Origin of the sequence: Vibrio artabrorum (assembly GCF_024347295.1) — a bacterium.
Lineage (GTDB): Bacteria > Pseudomonadota > Gammaproteobacteria > Enterobacterales > Vibrionaceae > Vibrio > Vibrio artabrorum.
Genome location: NZ_AP025458.1, coordinates 2,901,532 through 2,920,866 on the forward strand (window position 1 = coordinate 2,901,532; position 19,335 = coordinate 2,920,866).

18 protein-coding genes are annotated in these 19,335 nt (G+C 44.6%); 8 read left to right on the forward strand and 10 right to left on the reverse strand.

Annotated features, from left to right (window positions below; all coding sequences use genetic code 11):
- The first annotated feature begins 1 nt into the window (after position 1).
- Positions 2-1,834: an ATP-binding protein gene (locus OCU36_RS13155; RefSeq protein ID WP_261838346.1), complete on the forward strand. Its 1,833-nt coding sequence runs from the start codon at positions 2-4 to the stop codon at positions 1,832-1,834.
- A 113-nt stretch (positions 1,835-1,947) separates the two neighbouring features.
- On the forward strand, positions 1,948-2,244 hold the full coding sequence (locus tag OCU36_RS13160; RefSeq protein ID WP_094147019.1) for a cyclic-phosphate processing receiver domain-containing protein: 297 nt from the start codon (positions 1,948-1,950) through the stop codon (positions 2,242-2,244).
- 122 nt (positions 2,245-2,366) lie between these two features.
- On the opposite strand, the gene OCU36_RS13165 is transcribed toward OCU36_RS13160, so the two are convergent.
- From OCU36_RS13165 to OCU36_RS13195, 7 genes are all read right to left on the reverse strand, one after another.
- The gene (locus OCU36_RS13165) at positions 2,367-3,086 is read right to left on the reverse strand and encodes a hypothetical protein (protein ID WP_261838347.1); all 720 of its coding nucleotides are present in this window, start codon (positions 3,084-3,086) and stop codon (positions 2,367-2,369) included.
- A gap of 261 nt (positions 3,087-3,347) precedes the next feature.
- On the reverse strand, positions 3,348-4,331 hold the full coding sequence (locus OCU36_RS13170; protein ID WP_094147018.1) for a hypothetical protein: 984 nt from the start codon (positions 4,329-4,331) through the stop codon (positions 3,348-3,350).
- 103 nt (positions 4,332-4,434) lie between these two features.
- Positions 4,435-4,734, reverse strand: a complete 300-nt coding sequence (locus tag OCU36_RS13175; RefSeq protein ID WP_017789269.1) for a hypothetical protein — start codon at positions 4,732-4,734, stop codon at positions 4,435-4,437.
- Positions 4,731-5,255, reverse strand: coding sequence for a hypothetical protein (locus OCU36_RS13180; RefSeq protein WP_011149153.1), 525 nt, complete (start codon positions 5,253-5,255; stop codon positions 4,731-4,733). The genes OCU36_RS13175 and OCU36_RS13180 overlap by 4 nt, the downstream gene beginning before the upstream one ends.
- A gap of 19 nt (positions 5,256-5,274) precedes the next feature.
- Entirely contained in the window at positions 5,275-5,580 is a 306-nt protein-coding gene (locus tag OCU36_RS13185) for a hypothetical protein (protein WP_011149152.1), read from the reverse strand.
- Between the two features lie 43 nt (positions 5,581-5,623).
- A complete protein-coding gene (locus OCU36_RS13190; RefSeq protein WP_038160595.1) occupies positions 5,624-7,006 on the reverse strand; it encodes a DEAD/DEAH box helicase in 1,383 nt (460 codons plus the stop codon).
- Complete coding sequence (locus tag OCU36_RS13195) at positions 7,000-7,542, reverse strand: hypothetical protein (protein ID WP_011149150.1); 543 nt, start codon at positions 7,540-7,542, stop codon at positions 7,000-7,002. The genes OCU36_RS13190 and OCU36_RS13195 overlap by 7 nt, the downstream gene beginning before the upstream one ends.
- Positions 7,543-7,634: 92 nt before the next feature.
- On the opposite strand from OCU36_RS13195, the gene OCU36_RS13200 reads away from it, so the two are divergent.
- Complete coding sequence (locus OCU36_RS13200) at positions 7,635-7,841, forward strand: helix-turn-helix domain-containing protein (RefSeq protein WP_011149149.1); 207 nt, start codon at positions 7,635-7,637, stop codon at positions 7,839-7,841.
- Between the two features lie 724 nt (positions 7,842-8,565).
- On the opposite strand, the gene OCU36_RS13205 is transcribed toward OCU36_RS13200, so the two are convergent.
- Positions 8,566-9,477 (reverse strand): WYL domain-containing protein, encoded by a 912-nt coding sequence (locus OCU36_RS13205; RefSeq protein WP_261838348.1) that lies wholly within the window; start codon positions 9,475-9,477, stop codon positions 8,566-8,568.
- Between the two features lie 243 nt (positions 9,478-9,720).
- Here OCU36_RS13205 and OCU36_RS13210 point away from each other — a divergent pair, with 243 nt between their 5' ends.
- The 4 genes from OCU36_RS13210 to OCU36_RS13225 are packed head-to-tail and all read left to right on the forward strand — an operon-like array spanning position 9,721 to position 17,449.
- Complete coding sequence (locus OCU36_RS13210; RefSeq protein WP_261838349.1) at positions 9,721-11,163, forward strand: hypothetical protein; 1,443 nt, start codon at positions 9,721-9,723, stop codon at positions 11,161-11,163.
- Positions 11,164-11,201: 38 nt separating this feature from the next.
- Positions 11,202-11,939, forward strand: a complete 738-nt coding sequence (locus tag OCU36_RS13215) for a chromosome partition protein MukE (RefSeq protein ID WP_261838350.1) — start codon at positions 11,202-11,204, stop codon at positions 11,937-11,939.
- The gene (gene mukB / locus OCU36_RS13220) at positions 11,932-16,497 is read left to right on the forward strand and encodes a chromosome partition protein MukB (protein ID WP_261838351.1); all 4,566 of its coding nucleotides are present in this window, start codon (positions 11,932-11,934) and stop codon (positions 16,495-16,497) included. Before OCU36_RS13215 ends, mukB begins: the two co-directional genes overlap by 8 nt.
- Before the next feature lie 55 nt (positions 16,498-16,552).
- Positions 16,553-17,449, forward strand: a complete 897-nt coding sequence (locus OCU36_RS13225) for a hypothetical protein (RefSeq protein ID WP_261838352.1) — start codon at positions 16,553-16,555, stop codon at positions 17,447-17,449.
- 414 nt (positions 17,450-17,863) lie between these two features.
- Here the strand turns inward: OCU36_RS13225 and OCU36_RS13230 are convergent, their stop codons facing one another.
- Positions 17,864-18,034: a hypothetical protein gene (locus OCU36_RS13230; RefSeq protein WP_171375735.1), complete on the reverse strand. Its 171-nt coding sequence runs from the start codon at positions 18,032-18,034 to the stop codon at positions 17,864-17,866.
- Between the two features lie 268 nt (positions 18,035-18,302).
- Here OCU36_RS13230 and parS point away from each other — a divergent pair, with 268 nt between their 5' ends.
- Complete coding sequence (parS, locus tag OCU36_RS13235; RefSeq protein ID WP_261838353.1) at positions 18,303-18,728, forward strand: type II RES/Xre toxin-antitoxin system antitoxin; 426 nt, start codon at positions 18,303-18,305, stop codon at positions 18,726-18,728.
- 215 nt (positions 18,729-18,943) lie between these two features.
- Here the strand turns inward: parS and OCU36_RS13240 are convergent, their stop codons facing one another.
- Positions 18,944-19,318 carry an MbcA/ParS/Xre antitoxin family protein gene (locus OCU36_RS13240; protein ID WP_261838354.1) on the reverse strand — a complete coding sequence of 125 codons (375 nt, stop codon included), beginning with the start codon at positions 19,316-19,318 and terminating at the stop codon, positions 18,944-18,946.
- Between the last annotated feature and the right edge of the window lie 17 nt (positions 19,319-19,335).

Sequence of the window (19,335 nt, forward strand, 5' to 3'; positions counted from 1 at the left end):
CATGTTCACACCAGTTGACGAGTTGAGAATAGGACAAGTTGTTGAAGTATCAGGCACCAATATTAAAGTTGAGATATCTGATAAAATTTCCGAGTTGAATCGAACTTTTGATGGACGAGTTTATTCGATAGGACAAATAGGAAGCATGGTTAAGATTCACTATGGCCGAAAAGTGATTTTTGGCTTAGTAACCATGCTTAGAATGCGTTCAGAGGAATTAATTGAAGCTGGTAAACCAGTTAATGCAGATGCCGATCAGCGAGTAATGGAAGTTCAATTATTAGCTGAAGGTAGCTGGAATGCTGTTAAGGAAAAACTAAGCTTTCGCCGTGGTATTAAAACCTATCCTCTACCACAACAAGGCGTATTTCTTCTAACAAGTGAAGAAATAGCCTGTGTGTATCGCTCAGCTGAAGGAACAAGAGATGAAGAGGTCGATCCATTAGTTCCTTTCGCAACATACAGTGCATCGGAGTCAACTGCTTGCAGAGCTAATATTAATAAGATGTTTGGTATGCATTGTGCCGTTCTGGGATCAACAGGCTCTGGTAAATCAGGTACGGTAGCAGCCATTATTCACAGTGTTCTTTCCCATAAGCACAACCAAGTAGAGCTATCACCACAAATAGTAATCATCGACCCACATGGAGAATATGGTACAGCATTTAAAGAAAGAGCTATTCAATATCGTGCATACAATATTGCGGCTGGGCAAGATGAACAAGAGGAAATAAAACTCCCTTACTGGTTAATGTCTAGTGATGAATTTACTAATTTGGTAATTGGAAAAACAGAACATAGTGCTACTAGCCAAAATAACGTGGTTCAAAAGGCTCTCGCACATGCCCGGATGGTGGCATGTGGTATTGTGAAGCCTTGCCCTAATGAGTTTGGTACTGATGCGCTGGTTCATCTAATTAATATGGATGACCCGGATTTATGTGACGATAAAGATACGTCTGATATCTTAGAGTTTGACCGTGACAAACCGAGACCTTTTTCTTTGGACGAATTTGAAAACTATGTCCGATACATACAAGGAGGCAGAATAAACAAAGGTAAGCATGAGAGTTTAACTAATTCAGATTTAGCCAAATCTCCAGTTCCCTCTGTACTTGAGAAATTGAAAGTTCTTCGTAGAGATACTCGTTTGGCATTTATGATGAAAAACTGGGCAAACAATGGTGATATAAAATTGCATCAAGTTCTAAATCAATTTGTTGGGGCACCTCAACAAGCAGGTAAAGATATCAGAATTATTGATATTTCTGGCCTGCCTAACGAAGTCGCAGGACCTCTAGCAGCATTAATAGCTAGATTACTTTTTCAATACAAAGTGTTCCAAACTCAAGATGAAAAAGAAAAAGATCCCATTCTATTGGTATGCGAGGAAGCCCACCGATACGTTCCAGATCATGGGGAGGCTCAATACGCAGCTGCGCAGGGAGCGATACGACGGATTGCGCGAGAAGGTCGAAAATATGGCATAGGATTGATGTTGGTAAGTCAACGACCTGCCGATGTTGACAGCACTGTAATATCTCAATGTGGTACATGGGTAGTATTAAGGCTTACAAACTCTGCTGACCAGCAGCATGTCGCTCGCTTCTTACCTGATGGTCTATCCGGGATGGTTGGAGCCTTACCTATCTTGTCTCAGCAGGAAGCCATTTTTGTTGGGGAAGGGGCCGCTTTACCCTGTAGAGTTAAAGTTAAAGATTTGAAAGAAGATCAGTTACCTAAATCTAGTACCATTCCGTTTGCTTCTGGTTGGTCAAAAGGTCGATTAGATCTAGAAGAACTTGAAGATATATCTCGAAGAATGTGTTCTTAAGTTAAGTAGGATGCAATCTGTTAATTTATAAGCCATGATTCAATAAAACTAACAGATTGCTCCAAAATCAGGTTTGCGCTGCAGAACGACCCCCATAAAATAAGACCTAGAAAATGAAAGTTTACCTTGATGATGAACGACCAACTCCGGAAGGATGGCATAGGGTTTACTGGCCTGAAGAGGCCATTGCCATTTTGAAGCAAGGACATGTTACTGAAATAAGCCTCGATCATGATCTTGGCAACGATGAACACGGCACTGGCTATGATGTTGTTTTATGGATTGAAGAGGCGGTTGCAACTCAAGGTTTTCAACCACCGGTTATACGAGTTCACAGCGCTAATTCATCTGCAAGGCAGAAAATGGAGTTTGGGATTGCCAATATCAAACGTTTGAATATGTTGGGTTAACACCACATGACATGTATTACAGCGCTACCTGATATAGGAATAGAGGTTTCAAGAACAGAATCGCAATCTTGATCTGCAACGACGAAAATTGAAAGCATATCTATGAATCACACAGTTAAGATTCAAAATAATCGGTACGGAGATACGTTCAGCTCACTGTTTTTAAGGTAATAATCGTCCCAGCCACGAGTATCAAATGGAACTTGTTTACCTTGTATATCTATATGCAAATAACCTAGCTTTGCACCAACAACAGCTTTCGAACGAGCAATTGGCATCACAATCGCGTCTATCATCTTTTGAGCATCAGATTTTGAAGCGGGTTTATATACCAAAGCTACTTTATTACCTATCTTCATACACTTACGGCTAAAGGTTATATGTTTATCACCAACTTTACCATAAGCCTGACTTCTAAGTTTGCCTAATTCACATGTTGGTTTCTCTAAATTGACAACCCCAAATCGAACACCATAGTCAGTGTATTGATTTTCTCGGTTCGCATATAAAATAGCGATCAAATCGTCATTAGCACTGAATGCCGGATAAAATGAATGTGACTCTTTCATCCAAAAACTATCCAGTTGTGTCGGCCGGTTGAACTCTAAGTTGTATCCATACTTCGCACTTGCTACGAATCCATCACCGTTGAATTTTAACTGGCGACCAGTTGGCTTTTGATTCAATGAACCACGTTCAGGATCAACGAATCTTGCATTTCGCGTTTGAAGTGAACCATCGCGGTTGAAATACTCTCTGAGCCGGTACAACCCGTTTTCCAGTGTATGAGAACTTATCGAACCATCATCAAAGTGAGTAAACTTTTCTTCTTTATCATTCACGTAAAATGTCGGCTTTGGCGACGTGTTGTCATTGGCTTGAACACAAGGTTCCCCCAAACACATTGCTACTTTTTTCTCGCTCGTTGTTGAGCATCCACTGAGAGCCAATATAGACAGCCCAATTACAAACAACCCCTGCTTTTTCATAAATTACATTCACCTTTTTATTTTAAACCTAATAAACAACCTATCTTTGTATCCATCTGTTTTTTATTAGATTTTACCTTGCGATAAAATAAGACTCTGCCGTTAATCACCCTCTTAATCACTAAGATTAAAGACTCTGTACAACGAGTAGCGATCTCTTTGTTTTGCAGTAATTTTAGGGTTGAAGTAAAACACCGTATCGTCGCTTAATCGCTTGATATACGGGTTAATCGATATGCGCTGCTGATTATACCAGCCTGTAAAATAAGAAAGATTTTCCTTTCTCCAGAGGTCTTTGTGCCCATTCATTTTTACAGCTGGTACATAAAGGAATTGCTCAACCCCAGCAACGTTAGCAAATTTTATCTGCTCTATTGGAAAACCAATCGGCAAGTAAGTCTTAGCAGCCATATAATCGCCACCTTGCGGCACTAGCGGGATATAACCATTATTGTCGCGGATAAGCATAGGAATTCTGGCTGTGAGTGAGTAGCAAGGCGAATAGACAGCAGTACAACTCTCATCTGAAGTACTGGTCACTTTAATTCTGTCCAAGAAATAAAAACCTTCTGAGCCCACTTTTTGATATTCTTCCTTCGCTTCACTTCCCATTGCCATTTTTATGGTATCTACAGCAATTCGGTTAACGTATTGTGCCTGAGTATCCAAGTCTTTATTGTTATCCACTTGAATAATTGTGTAGAGATATTGTTCGCCTAAAAGGGAATCATAGCCAGATCGCGAACCTTGTTGAGCTAGTAATCCCATCACCGCATCAAATGAGGTGATACTTCCTAATCCAGCGGCGACAACTGTAGCCACAGAAGAAGTATTAGCCAGTTCTTTGTGTGAATTTGTATCGTAATAAAACTTGTCTAAGTTGTTGGCATTACGTCCAGGTTCTATCCATCTTAGTGGATAGTAGAACCGTGTAGCTTCGGAAAATTCTTCCACATTGAGCGCATAGTCATCCGCATATTTACCCTGAGATTCAATGGACTCATTGGGAGTGCTTGCGCATCCAGATATCGCTAAAGTGAGAGCTGAAATCATGACGTTTTTTTTCATAGCACTATTTTTTGATGAGTTACCTAACATTAGATTTCCTATATTTATCAATAAGTAAACTTTTTGGCGAATGGCGTTTTGAGAAGCTTGATACCGAATGAATGAAGTCAGACCAACCCCACAACTTTCATTTTTAAATGAACTGAATTGCAACTATCATGACTATAAAAATTGCAGACAGTTTTATCGCAAAGACTATAGGCACCCTCTTATAGGTTTGATAAATTACCTCATAAAGTTCGTCCTGCTCTCTCTGCATGCTCTTTTCTTGAGACAATAAGACGCCATCACGTACCTTTTGAGCAATTCCTGGTTTCCACTGTTCGTACAGCTTTAGTCTTTCTGGAGAAGGAAATTCATCAACGTAATTTCTGCCCCTGATAGAAGCGAGAATCTGCTCTACGGTTCCGCTCTTTCTTAAAAACACCCTCATTTGTCCCGTAAAATGTTATCAGTCAAATTTGGCATATTGGTCGCTTTTAACCTTAGAATCTGGGCGAGTAATTCACTCGTTACTCCTTTTCCAAATTCTGAACGTAAGTGACGTTCCGGATAGGGTTGTAATAGTTCTTCAGATCCAATTTCGCCGCAGGCGTACCATTGGGCATTCAATCCATGTGCGTGGGCTATCATCCGACGCACAGGGTCGTTGTCGTCCATTTGCATCCTGAAGGGTAATTCTGTATCAGGCGCTAATTCATCAGCGGAAAACACACCATGTTCAATAAGGTATGAACGATCATAAAAAATCCCTAACGGGTAAAGTAGTAGCCCCGATTCTGACGCTGCATTTTTTAGCTTTGCGATAGCTTGAAAATCCGGTTCCACCATTTCTAACAGTGTCTTTGTGCGAGTATGGAACCATTCTTTATACTTAGTGTGCACACTTGCATTACGTTGAAAATACTCATTCGAATAAAGCAAACTAAGCGTATCAAAATATAAAACCTTCACTGAAACCACCTAGTTCGTATTAGGCATAGTTAAAATGGTGCTTCATGAAAAAGTCCAGATGACATCCTCTTTCTAACGCTCTTTCCTCAATTTGCTTCCATAAGAGTGGTAAATAGGCTTTCAGATCTTCCGCTTCCGATTGATGATATTCATCCTCACAGTCCCCTGCAGCAGCTTTTAGCCACTCTGAAGGTGTTAAAATAGTGAGCCCAAGATGAAAATATTCTGGAATGGCTGCCCGTATTGATTCTTCGCTACCGCTAGCAACATACATTGTGAGGCCTTCACCTGTTGCGTAATAATGGCTAACACCGATGTAGAACATATCAATACCTCGCTAACATATTGTCTAATATTAAAAATATTTATTACTGAAATGCAGCAATTACACGCTCTCTGAAATTTCCTAAGTTCAATTGACCAGAAGAAGCTGAGTATGCAGTTATGATTGACGGTTTTTCCAAACGTTCTTTATCCCAACTAAGCTGTGTCTTCCCAATATCAGTTTTTTTCTTTTGTTGATCAGAGAAATAGGCTCGATCTAACGAAACAGAAGCTTGAGGTCTATCTTGCCAATTATCTGGTTTGATAAATAAGCATGAGTCCGGAATATCTTGCTCGATCTGCTCAGCAAAACTCACTAGGCTTTCTTCAGCAAAAGTGTACAACCAAGCTTGCTGATTCGAGGATTCATGCGTTCGCAAAATTCGTCCTAAAACTTGCCTGAAATAAAGTTCTGTCTTCACAAAACTTAAATGGCAACAGACTTGTAGACGTGGGATATCGGTTCCCTCACTAATCATTCCGACGCTGATAATCCACTGAGTCGTTCCGTTTCGATACCCATTGATTTTTTCTAGTGGATTTTCATGATAGTAAGTGACTATCTCTGTACTTTGCTCATATGTCTCAGTCAAAACTTTCTGAATTTCGATTGCATGTCCTACTGATGAAGCAACAACCAAACCACCGGCATTAGGGTTATCCATACGTATATCTGCTAGCTTTTTGCAACCAAGGCCAAGTACATAAGTCATTGCATCAATATTTTGCAAAATGCTTTGATACGGAGTTGCTGATTGCTTTAAAAGGTCAGGAATTGACGAAAATGACTTTGATTGTCCACTTTCTGAAATAGATAAGCGATCATTATCAATTAGTACAATTTTAGGTGAGCGACAGACCTTATCGATAATTGCTTGCTTTAAACCGTATTGATAATCACAGTGGATACGACCTTCTGCGTCAGAATACTGTGCTAACGTAATTGGCAATAAATCTGAGCGCCAAGGAGTGCCAGATAGGGATAATGTAAACGCAGCAATCCCTTGAATTTGTCTCAAAATTTGCTCACCCCATACATTGGCATTTTCAATTTCATCACCTGAACAATGGTGAATCTCATCAAATACAACCAATACGCGGTGCTTTTTAATTGTTTCCCAAAAGCTATCTCTAAGGTATTTCATACTCTGATATGTAAACGATGCACCTATTGAACCAAGTCCACCGGAAAAAGAGCATCCCAATCGCCATGAAAAGGTATTTTTGATACCATCAGCAATCGTTAATGATGGCGAAAAACAGAGGACCAGGTCAATTTTGTCTAAGTCATACAGCCTTTTGGCAATTTCGGCAGCGGCCACCGTTTTTCCAGCCCCTGGAGTCGCCTGAACCTGAAAATGTGAATGTCCAGCTAGATACTTTTCTAAAGCCGATCCAACACACTCCTCTTGCCATAGTCTTAACATTTTACTTCCCCACAATTACTAAGCTTTAGGGCGTGATTAAGAACATTTATTTTGGCTAGATATCTAACAGAGCGTTCTCTAGTTTCTTCGGATAGTTTTAACAATGATGATTTCTGTAAAGGTAACCTTTCAGATAATAGTTGAAATTCTTCGATCTCAGCTAAAGCTATCGCAAGTTCAGCTTCATACTTTCGTCGTTCCAAAGTCAGCTCATCAAGGGTAAGTGCTTCATCCGAATTTTTTACGACTGTTTTTAGCTTTTGTTGCTTACGCTTTTTCGGTTTGAATACAGTTTCTTTAAACTGCTCTGATTTGTGGTATGTCCTTGTCCGCCCTTGGCCATTAGTCCAAAGTAGCCCTTTCTTTTCTAAAGGCAATAACTGACGATAAAGAAATTTACGCGCTTCCGTTATATCCTCAAATTCTCCCGTAATCGTTAGTAGTTCGTCCCTTAAGGCAGGAACCGTTAATCCATCAAGTCCTTTCTCGATGAATAAGGTAAAAATATATTCATTAATCGCTGTTTTCTTCGTCATAAGAGCTCAACTACGAACCAAAATGCGGATTATAGTCCGTGGCTATAAAATCCGCAATGAAGGATATTCTTTCATTTTGAGTACCATTAAAAATGAAAGACTTAGCGAAACGGTTTGGGGATAACTTACGTAGAGAGCGTAAGCTTAAAGGTATATCTCAGGATAAATTGGCTATTTCAGCAGACATCGACCGAAGCTATGTCGGTCGAATCGAAAGAGGAGAGGTCAACATCACTCTAGAAAAAGCGTACCAGTTGGCAAGTATACTTGGTTGCGATGTGCGTGATTTGCTGCCATAAGGGAAACCCTAACTATAAAATTTATAAACACCTATGGAAGTAAAATATTATTGGAGAAATCGAGAGATAAGGTTTTGCAAAACTACTGTCAGAGGACAATAAAATTTGATCGGAAACGTGCTTTTTCAAGCGATTCGTAGGCTATAAAAAACTAAAGTTTGATCATTTTTAAGGTACATTGCTACCCGAAACACGATGGAAATGACAATAAAGTCTGATCTATCCTCTAGCAAGGTTTTGGACAAAAGCATGTTAGAGTAATCACTTAAATTAGGTAAATGCGGATAACTTCATGTATGGGAAAGTCGCTTAATGCAGTATCCAGTTTTGCAGGCGCATATCATCTTGCTTTATAGCAAAAACTTCTGTACTAAAACATGACGTTATACTGACCAAAATATTCCATTCTTGTTTAGTGTGAGCCAGCCGCATACACAACCTGCTCCTCAGTGCGCGACCTATCTGGCAAAGAATACAGCCAACCCCCTGCTGTTTAGCACTGTAATTTGTAAGAGGTTGGCATATTTGGTGCGTTGGTGAAACGTTCTGGATCCGCTAGCTAAAGTAACTCGCGTTTTTTACTATACGGTGCGCACGACCAGGCTTTACAATTCCACAATCAAATTTTCTCACAGGCAGTCGCAGTTCAGACATTCAGTGCCGAATTTGGTAAAGCGACTCCCTCCGTTTTCTCCAACAAATGATCCGTATGACACGATGAACGCTAAGCGTTTTCCATTTGCTCGATGGTCGCTAAGTTCGCCAGCTTAAACTTATAAAACCGCCGTATGCCTTTTTGGTTATCCTCATCTATCTGAGCCTGCGATCGAGCATCGATGTACCACTTTTTCTCAAGGATCCACCGAAACGCCGCGCGCTCAGTAACGTAAAGTTCCTCTTTGCCTTCGTCAATCCCAAAATCCGTGATTACCCGCATGCGCTGAGTTTGAGATAAACTCTCATGCAGGGTCAGTACGAGAGGGAGCCTAAGGTTCCACAGCGTATCTTGAGATAGAACCTCCCCGCTTTTTTGTTTGGCTTCATTGGACTCTAATTCTTCCTTGACGGCTCGCACTCGCGCAAAATGAAAGTTCTTAAATGCCGGCTTTGAACTTTCTGATCGATCAAAGGCGCGAAACAACCAGCTAGTCCCATCGTGCATAATCGCCAAAGGGACTAAGATTCGCGTGTCATGGTTATCACTATTTTCGGAAAGGTAGTTGCACGAAATGGCATAGTGCCCCGATATGGCTCGGGTGATCTTGGCCACATTCTCCAGATTAAGTTGATTAGGAATTCTCCCGATCAGCTCAGACGTCACATCGGACTCGACAGGACGAGAGTATCGGTTAAACCCATTCGCTAACATTCCTAGAGCCTCATCAGGGTCAAAGGCGCACAGAGGCACAAATGTCTCTCTAAGAATGGTGTTGGTTTTTTGTGTTTTGTTGTTGGGCCTTATTGTCGCGTACTGCGTCAACACTCGTGATGCCGCCGCCTCAGCGATCCCAAACACCGCGTTTAAGTCGGCTCGACTTACTCGACCGGTAAAGAACAACTTGAAATCAATATACTCAAGGCGTGGGGTTATCTGCGAGCTCACATCCCCATCCTTACCTACAGCATGTAACGTCATAACTCATCTCTAACCACTTATTCATTGCTTAGACTACCAGAACTATACACCATGAGTCGCTTTAAAACGAATAAAATACTAAAATTACATTTTTAATATATCATTTTGATATAATGACTTGACCAATTCCATATGCAGATCTACACTTAATGCAAATAAGTGCGCATAAAATGTCTCGAATACATCACCTTAGAATGCGCTTTAGCTCACACCGTGCAAATTACTTCAGAGTAGAAATAGACCATGACACAAAGCCAGACACTCTACGAGGGTGCGCAAACCATCGGTGACGCATTCTCGGAGACAAACGCTAGGGAAGCCGATAATGCGCCATCTTCTCTTAACCAATTACTAAATAACTTATTGGTTTCTGGTGCTCGGCTTGATATTGATCCGGATCAGTATCTGTACTTGGCCGCCATGCACGCTTGGGAAAGGGACATCGATGATAGCCTCAACCTCGTACAACAAAGCTTTGATGAAGAGACTGTGCAAGCGGTCGTGCGCTATGTCGATGCCTATGCTGGACGCAACGAAGGCCACACTGAGTCTAGGGTCAGCAACTTTTTAAAATGGGGCGTCGAACAACGTATCATGACGTTTGCAGGGACATCAATACGCGATGACAACCCGCAATATCGCCTCACCCAGTTGGCGCAAGATCTGCTAAAACCGTACTTTAAAAATGATAACTTCGATCAACAAGAGAGCCTCAGTCAACGATATAAACGCATTGAGGTGCTACTCAGTGAAGTCAATACCATAGACACCGAAGAGCCCGAAGCTTGGTATGAGGCGGTGCACTCGTACCTGCCCACCCTCCAGGATTTGCTTGGCGGGATTTCTAAGAACCAAGAATTACTCATCGCTCAGTTCTCTAACGAGCAGCAAATCATCAAACAGCAGATCAATACCTCCATTGTTGATGACATGTCTGCACTCTTGAATGTCGCCGATGAACTGATGCACCAAATCAATGATTTGAAAACCATAATCTTTACGGGTGTGGATCAGGTAATAATGAACCTCGCCACGCTACAGCAAACCGCAGTGCTTCGCTCTGCGCCCATTCGATTAAGAAATAGCCTCGAAGAGATCGAGGTATTTTTAGAGCGCACATCCGAATTTGCCAACATGTCACTGATTGACCTTATCGCATTTCTCGATAGGGTAATGCAAGGTATCCGGCTGCGCCTCACCATCGATCCGAATGCGAACCTCGCGCACCTTATTGATTCTGCCATTGAGTCTACCAAAGGCCACTCTTGGGCCTTGGCACTGCCGTATCAAGAGCCATGCCTTCTCATGCGTGAGTGGTCACCACCCCCACCGCCGGTCGATGAAAGTCTGCCAGTACTGGAAATGGAAAAAGAGCGGGTAGTGAGACAAAACCCAACACACTTGTTGGTTGATTTGGCCAACCAAATTGCCGATCAAGCTCTGAATAAACATCACCGAGTAGATCTCGCCGACCTTCTCAGCCGGATCTTAAAACCCCAAGACAATGGCTTTGACGAAACGGATCGCCATCGATTGGCCGTGCTGACTCTTAAAGCCATCACCACAATTGCACCGATGCCAAGCGAACTGATCCACCCAGGTTGGGTGCCTATCGATGAAGGCAACCACATTTTTATTGAAAATCTATGGGTTCAAGGCCGATCCCCATCGGAGAGCGACACATGAATGAAGAAACCAAAACGTACGAATCGATCCTCGATGTCATGGCAGACCCCTTATTTTCACAGGTAGACACCATGCTGCGTGCAGGCATTAATATCGTCCCAGAAGACGACACACTCCACAGCTTTGTTAACGCGGCTTACGAGCCATTGAAAGCGTATTTGTCAAGCGTCTACATCACACTGCGCTGCTCACCTGAACAGGTCTATTACAGTCACATGCAGCGCCGAACTGGCGTGCCTCACCGCACCATGAGTGAGCTGTCCATGGTCGTTGGCCTTACCATGGTGTCGATGCAGTTGGATTTACGTCAATCGCTTGAAAGCTCAGACTGGGTCGCTGTCGATCATTTGATTGACCGGCTAATAGAAAAGCTGCCAGAAGAGCGAATTAAAGATCTCTTTGGTAGCCGTCGGTCTAGCACCGTCAGCACCCAATTTGACCAAGTCAAAATTCGGGATGAGGTGATGAAATGCATTCGAGACCTCAATCGTAAAAGCTTCATCCGTATGGACACCGCCACAAATCAGTACATGCCCACTGCCGCCATCTATCGCTTTATCGACCCGCTAAGAGGCATTGTCACCGCCGACGAGATCCCCAACAAACTGATTGAACTGAGCAGAGCTGGGTATTTGGTGTCGAGCACAGCACAAGCCGACACCGAGGATGATCTTACGATTGAGCGTCCGCACTGGACTAGCCGCGTGGAAGACGATTCGCCCGATAACCTAGACCTTTTTGATTTAGACAACAACGAGGACGATACCGATGAGTAAGGCATTTCCAATATTGCGTTCTTTAAGCCTTGTGAACCTGAATGGCATTACAGTGAGAACGCTCGATCTCGTAGAGTTGCAAGAGTTGTTGTCTCCAAGCGCTTATTCAAGCTTTGGCAACACAGTCAGCCTGCTTGGCGAAAATGGCGCGGGCAAGACCACCATACTAGGTGCCTACCAATTGGCCCTGATGGGGGACATTCGCTTTGTCTCTCTTGGTACATCAGATACATTTCAAAAGACTCAGAAACTGACTGATAGTGAGATGTTTCATCGTCTGGGGAACCCTTCGATGGTGGCACTGGAAGTGCAAACCCGCAGTCAGCAAAGGCACCTTTATTTGATCCACGCAAAAAAATCCAGTGGCATCAACATTGAGATGACCCGTATGCGCTTGGTTCTACCCAAAGGCGTTGAGCCCATGTCTTGTCTTGCCCTGCAAGAAGGCCATAGCTGGCGACCTCTAACGCCTCACATGGTTCGGGATACCGCTGCATCTCTTGGCTGTGAGTTAACTACTTACGAGAGCGTCGAGGGGTACTTGCTCGATCTCTTTAATGACGGGATCTTGCCCAAGCCATTGCAAAAGGACAAGGACAAGGCCAATTATGCGCAGGTGTTCCACAGCGCAATGAGCGGCCGGCTTGATTCCAATATCGAGCGCAATTTGAGCAGCTACTTGATGTCGCATAGCAGAGGTAACATAAAAGGGGTTGTGGATGTTCTGCAAGACTCCATGCGAGTGGTGCGTCAAACGCGCATTGAGCTCTCGAAAAATTCAAAGGATTACACCTTTTTTAAGCAGCTTTTAGAGCATGCTACAAAGGCCTCATCCTTCGGCTGGGCAGTGGCGGAAAAACAACTGATTTTGGCCGATGAGCAGCTCGAATCTGCACAAGGAGCGCGCATTGCAGCCAATGAGGCACTCGACAAGGCGCAAGCGACAGTAAAAAAATTAGGGACTGAGCTAGAGCAACTGCGACAAACCCGCAATACACTCGAACAAAAGCGCAACAAAACCGAAGAGCGATTGCGATTAGCTATGGTTGCGGCTGATGAGTTCGCGCGTCGCGAACGATTCAAACAAGATCTCAACACCCTTACACCGGAAGCTGAGCTGGCAAAAAACGCGCATCAAAATGCGCAGCAAGACTACCAACGTGCGTCCGAGGCACTCAGCCAAGCCCAGCAAGATCTTGCAGAAACGCAACAGCAATTAGCCGATGCGGTCAAAGCGTTTGAGATCACATCAGAGCGCGCTGGAAAATATGAGTTTGCGTGCCGCCAACTCAAAGCTGTTGAAGCCTTTCATGGCCATGTAGACCCAGACAACTTACAAGACCCTATGCAGACCTTGGCCGCAACTAAAACCCAATGCGGACAAAACCTCAACGTGCTTGAGCGTCAACTGCAACAGATGAACGAGATCCGTGAGACCTATCATCAGTTCAGTAAGCAGCTTTCAATTATTGGAGAAACGGTTGATCCCAATAACCTTCAAGACTGGGTGCAGGCGAAAAAACGCCACCTCCAAGAGAGCCAACTGATCGCAGCCAACGAGCCATATGAGAAAGAGAAACTTCAAGCCTTAAATATCGAGCTTGAAACCCAACAAAAATATCGGACTTTACTCACATCTACTGAACTGGAAAACCAACCCGATAGCGTCCCAACCTTCATGCAGGCCGTCACGCTGTATCGCCAGAAAGTCGACGACGCCGGTCAGAACGTAGTCGCAGCCAAAACCCAATGCGACGAGCTGCTAAAGCAGCAACAACGACTGAACATTGAGCTGGTGCAGACCGAAGCCAAGCACGAAACCTGGTCACAACTGCAGCCTCAAGTTCGTCTTTTAACCCAAGCTTACCCTGATCAAGCAAGCTGGACAGGCAACGATTGTCTCGAACTACAAAAAATTCTTCGAATAGAAAACGATGCCCTAACCGAAACGATCACCGAGCACAGCGCCGCTATTTTGAAATTGGGTGCTGATCTTCAGATCTTAAGAGACCGCGACTCGAGTCACCTTGAACTGCTTCGAACCTTCGCCGCAGACGTTGATGGACTCCCTATTTGCGATCTGTTTAACGACATCGACCCTGAAGATGCGCGCTACATGGAAGCCGCCCTTGGGAGCCTGATGAACGGCATTTTGGTGGAAGATCCTCACGCAGCCTCGCGTACCTTACTAGCGACCTATGGTGATGATTGGCCGTTGGAAGACTTGGTTCTTATCCCAAGCGGACGCCCGATTTCTCAATGGAATGAATCCTTTGAAGACAAAGAACTGTTTGAAGATATCACCGCGACGTTTATTGGCGCTGATGAGAGCACCGAAGCGCCTTGGTGCGTATTAACGTCAGGCGAGGGTCTTCGCATCAGTCAACTTCGTGATGCTCCAGTGCTGGGAGATAAAGCGCGAGAAGCGCTCATCACCCGCTTAGAGTCTCAGATCGAACGCCACGAATCCGATCGCAGTGATGCTACCGATGCGCACGCCACCCTGACGCAACACATTGAAGCGTTACGAATGGCTCAGCCGAAAGCCACTGTTGCTTTTGCTGACGAACCCGATCTAGACGCAGCAAAAACGAAGATCAAAGACATCGAGCGCGCCCTTTCACAAGCAAAAATGGAACATCAGTCACTTTGCAATACAGAGGATGCGGTCAAACATAACCTATCGATATTGACGCAGTGTGAGCCGTTTGCCCACAGCCTGTATCGCGACATCGCAGCAGACATTACCGTGTGTGAAGCGGCTATCGCACGTTGCACGGAAGCGCAACTAGAGATCAACCAGTTTTCACCCTTGTTTAAAAACATTGATACCGAATGGAAACTCCTACAACAGCCCTATCCTAACGATCCTGTATCACTTGAGAAACAAGTACTCGATGAACAAGCGCGCTATGAAACCGCCAGCGACCAATTCAGGAGCATGGAGACACTCCATAAGGTGCGATTTCACCTTGGTAAAACGTACTCCCAAGCGAAAGCCTTACTGGGAGACACTAGCCATAAACAGGACGCCTTGAAAGAGCAAGCCAAGCAGATCGAAAGCCAAGCCAAGCAGCTTGAGTGCGACAAAGGCGCGGCGGAAACTGCACGCGATAGCGCGCAGAAGCGCAGTATCGAAGTGAGCACCAAACTTAATCACCTTGAGTCTGAGTTGGGGCGCGTTGAGGTCGCTCTGAAGGACATTGGCATTGACTACTCACCAGGTCTCGAAACGCGCTTGCAAGAAAAGAAGTCCTGGATTGAGGATGAGTATAAATCGGCGCAACGCAACGCCGATACGCACAGTGAATCGCTCTCCAAAGCCAAGGAGCACCATCAACAAAAACGCAGTGACGCTGACCTAAACCTACAAAAAGAAGCGCAAGCGAGAGCCCATCACGAAAAAGCCGTAACCGTGCGTCAGTCGGTAATGGGCGTGATCTCAGATGATGGAACCACCGCCGTCCTAAAAGACGCAATGACTTCCATGCTCGAACTTGACGCCATCAACCAAAGCGACACCGCATTTCAGAAAGCACGCAGCTTCATCAGCAAAGTCAACGGCTGTGCGCAAGACTACGGAATACCTGTTACCGATCCCATGCTGGCATTTGGACAAACACTCACCGGCACTGATCTTGCCGCGCTATCGCATCTTTACTGCGAAGCCGTTAGCCTACTTAAGCGGCGCATACGTCAAGACCTTATCCAGAGCGGCGATCCTCAGGAAATGCTTATGGATCTGGACAAAGCGTGCCGAATGGCCCAAAAATCTCTTGATAACGCTGAGGAGATGTTCCAAACCAAGCGCAGCGAACTGGGGGATGCCATTGCGAAACGCATAACCGATGAGCAGCGCGCGGTTCGCAAGCTCAGCGCTCAATTGAATGGCATCGGTTTTGGCCAAGTTGCGGAAGTACGCCTTGTCACCGACTATGTGCCGAAATTCGATAAGGTGCTCGAAGCGCTTCGACAAGGCTCGCAAATCATGGACGACCTATTTGCCGACGCCAGCACAGTCGAAGAAGCGTTGTCCGACCTTTTCCACCGAACCACGGCCGGTGAAATCAAGGGCGAGAAGCTGCTCGATCACCGTAATTACTTAAGGGTTAAGACGCAGATCCGCCGACGTGGGCGCAATGAATATGAAGATCTTGAGGGCTCTCAATTATCGACTGGCGAACGTCTTGGATCAGGCCTTGTTGTTTTGATCAGCATCATCAAGCACTGGGGAAGCGCAGGTCATGGGAAGAAGCCATTTGCAATCCCTTTAGTCATGGATGAGGTGAGCCGACTCGATGCGCAAAGCCAAGCCACGGTTGCCGAGCTCTGCCGCCGCTGCGGGGTTCAACTTTTGATGGCCGCGCCTGAAACGCTGGGTAAAATCACCGGATTGGGGTATCAGTTGGTGCGCGTTTGGCCTGATGGCGTCAATCTTGATGATCCAAGTCAAGACAATGAAGCCCGCTCTTGGGTACAGATCACCGGACTGCAAGACAGCACCGAACTCACCGTCGACAGTGAACACGTGCTAAACGGCATCCTGGGTAAGCCTTAGTATGAGTAGCGATTTATTGCAAAAGTTGGGTCTGCCGCGCACGCACGTAGCCGAAGTGCTGACCCGACTTGCCACCAATAAAAAAATCATTGAACGGCAAAAAGATGGACCACTTCTCGCCCATCTCAAGTCGTTGCGCATCGCCCATTGCGCAGGACGACTATGGCACCTAGACAACCCAGAGAGACTTGACCAACTGCGCCAACAAATCGGCCTAGAGGAGGGGCATGTAACTAAGGCGCGCGGTGCTATCGTACGTAATACTGAACTCGTTCATCACAAATGTGCTGCGGCCTGGCGAGGAGACAGCAAGTCTGGCCGAAGCGAGCCGCTTCTTCCAACGCAAGCCGTGACAAGCGATGAAGTGATCAGAGTGCGAAGCAGCAAGACTGGATTGACCGTCACCTACCCAAGCTGGCAACAATCGGTCGATGACGAAACAGAGGCACGCTCAGAGTGCACTATCCCTGAGCGCTTGTGGCGTGAAAAGCACAGGCTCTCTTTTGCGGACATCAAACTCATCATGACAGTTGAAAATCTTGGCGCTTTTGTCGATCTGCCTTTGGTTGAGGGGCTTGTTCTGTTGTATGTACCTGGCCTTAATCTTACCCACACAGAGCTATTGGCATCCCTACCCGCCACCGTACCTTGGGTGGCCTTTCCTGATTATGACCCGAATGGCCTATCGATTGTCCAAACAATGGCGAACAAGCTGGGACGTCCTGCACGCATTTGGCTTCCCGGTTACTGGCAGGATCAGGCGGCGCAGCGCAGTCGTGAGATGATTGGCACAAGTAAGCGTAGCTGGCTTGACGCCCCATCCTTAAGCCTACCGGGACTTCGTGATGTGCAGCGCTGGCTTGAGCAAGAAGTCCTTGTCTTAGATCACCGATGCGATGCAGCGCTAAATGACTTGGTCAGCGACGAGTTGGGTATTGTGACACTCAACTAACTAATGCTACCACCAGACTGACTCTGGTGGCGCATCCCAACTTTTCGCTCGGAAACGTTCGAATGTGAGATCACCGCTCTCAAACTGAACGCACTAGGGTGGCACTTATTATGATCCCATGTATCACTTATCTTTTTCTAACTTCACTTCGACTCGTGACGTCCAGAACGAGAGACTAAAGACTGTTCGATCTCTAAGAAGCTTTTGGGGCAAAGGTGAGTTTGCTGTGAACTTTTTTGGCACACCTCTGGACGCTATCTGCAATCGAAACAAACGGGGCGTCCACATATGGTAAAAAATGACATCCAACCACTAGTATTGCCTGTCTTTGTATTTTCCCAGAGCTTGAGTTAGTAGGTAGGAGTAATAACCGTAAATTTAACTTCATTTACGGTTGAATCAGGTGATTGGTTGTTAACGCTGGTATTTTTTCTTCAGCTTTTTTAGCTCTTCTGGATTGTTTTTCTCTAGCTCTTTTTCATATTCATCCATATGTTTCGAGAGCCAAATATGAACGTTTTCCGAATAGAGAGTAAAAGCACCAATAGCTAAACTCAATGCGAATATTATACTTAAAAACAACATCCTAGTCCTATCATGTGTTGTGCCGACGCGCTAGTTCGTACTAGCTAACAACCCTATCAATTCATCAGTTGTAACTGTTTTTCATGAACCATTTTCGTTTATAACATATACAGCAATACGATACTTGGATTAGTTCTAGTGTAGCAAAATCAGCTTGCCACTAATTGGAAAGGGTATGTAGGCAACTAGCAAGCCTCGACACATTTCCGTGTTAACATAATCTAATTACGCCTATTGTGTAAGTGTAGTTAGATTCGGAGGTACTTTAATGTTCAGTGCTGCTTATGAAATGCTTGGAGGTGAAAAGCGCAAAGCTCAGAGCGTAATCGATAGTCTAAAAATTATTCGTCAAGGGCTTCCTGTTGAAACGCTGGATAGAGGAATGCTAATTCTTGGTCTGACTAAGACAGATTACGCGAAAATTATTGGCGTTAATCTGCGTACTCTCCAGCGAAAAATGAAAGAACCGAACGCAACGCTAAGCCCAACAGCCAGTGAACATGCTCTTATGCTTGCAGATATGGTCAAAGAAGCAAATGAGTATTTTGGTGATCGTGATGCGACATTACGCTGGTTAAATAAACCCAGTTTGGTTTTTGAAAACGAAACACCACTTTCATTCTGTGACACAATAACCGGTATCATTCTGGTGACAGAAGAGATCAATAAGTTGAAGTACGGATATACGGCTTAAATGGAAACTTGCCGATTGTCACAAAGCAACTTTTCTGACATAGCAGGGAAAGTTGATCTGTTTGGTTCTGCGATATAGGTCCTTAGATACACTATGATTGGGTACAAACGTGTTAGTTCCTGCCCATGTAGCGTGTCTCTGCCTTGCAAAGTAGGCTTCATCCGGAAAGAGATGGCCATCAACATATCAACCTGATATTTTGAGATAAAAGCATCTCAAGAAAAATCACCATACTTGATACGATTTAATACATCTAAAACGCGTTTTAAATCACCTTTAAGCACAACTTCTAGCGGAGTTAGACCAGATAGCGCTGGAATTGCGGAAGTTAACCATTCTGCTCTCAAACCAGAGTCCTCAAACATATCCTCCATTTGCTCTTTTAAAGTAGTATGTTGTGAAAGAATGTACTCTATAGACTTCGACTGGGTATCATCCTCAAGTTCAACTTTGCGCAAAGTCCATGAACCATCGTTATTGTCGAGCCATTCGATTTGATCGCCTTCTTCCCATTGCAATTCTTTTTGCAGTATTTCTGGAATGTTGAAGAAAGCCTCACCATCGCAGGTCTTCTCAATTTTAACTTTCATTGTTGCTCAGTCCTTAT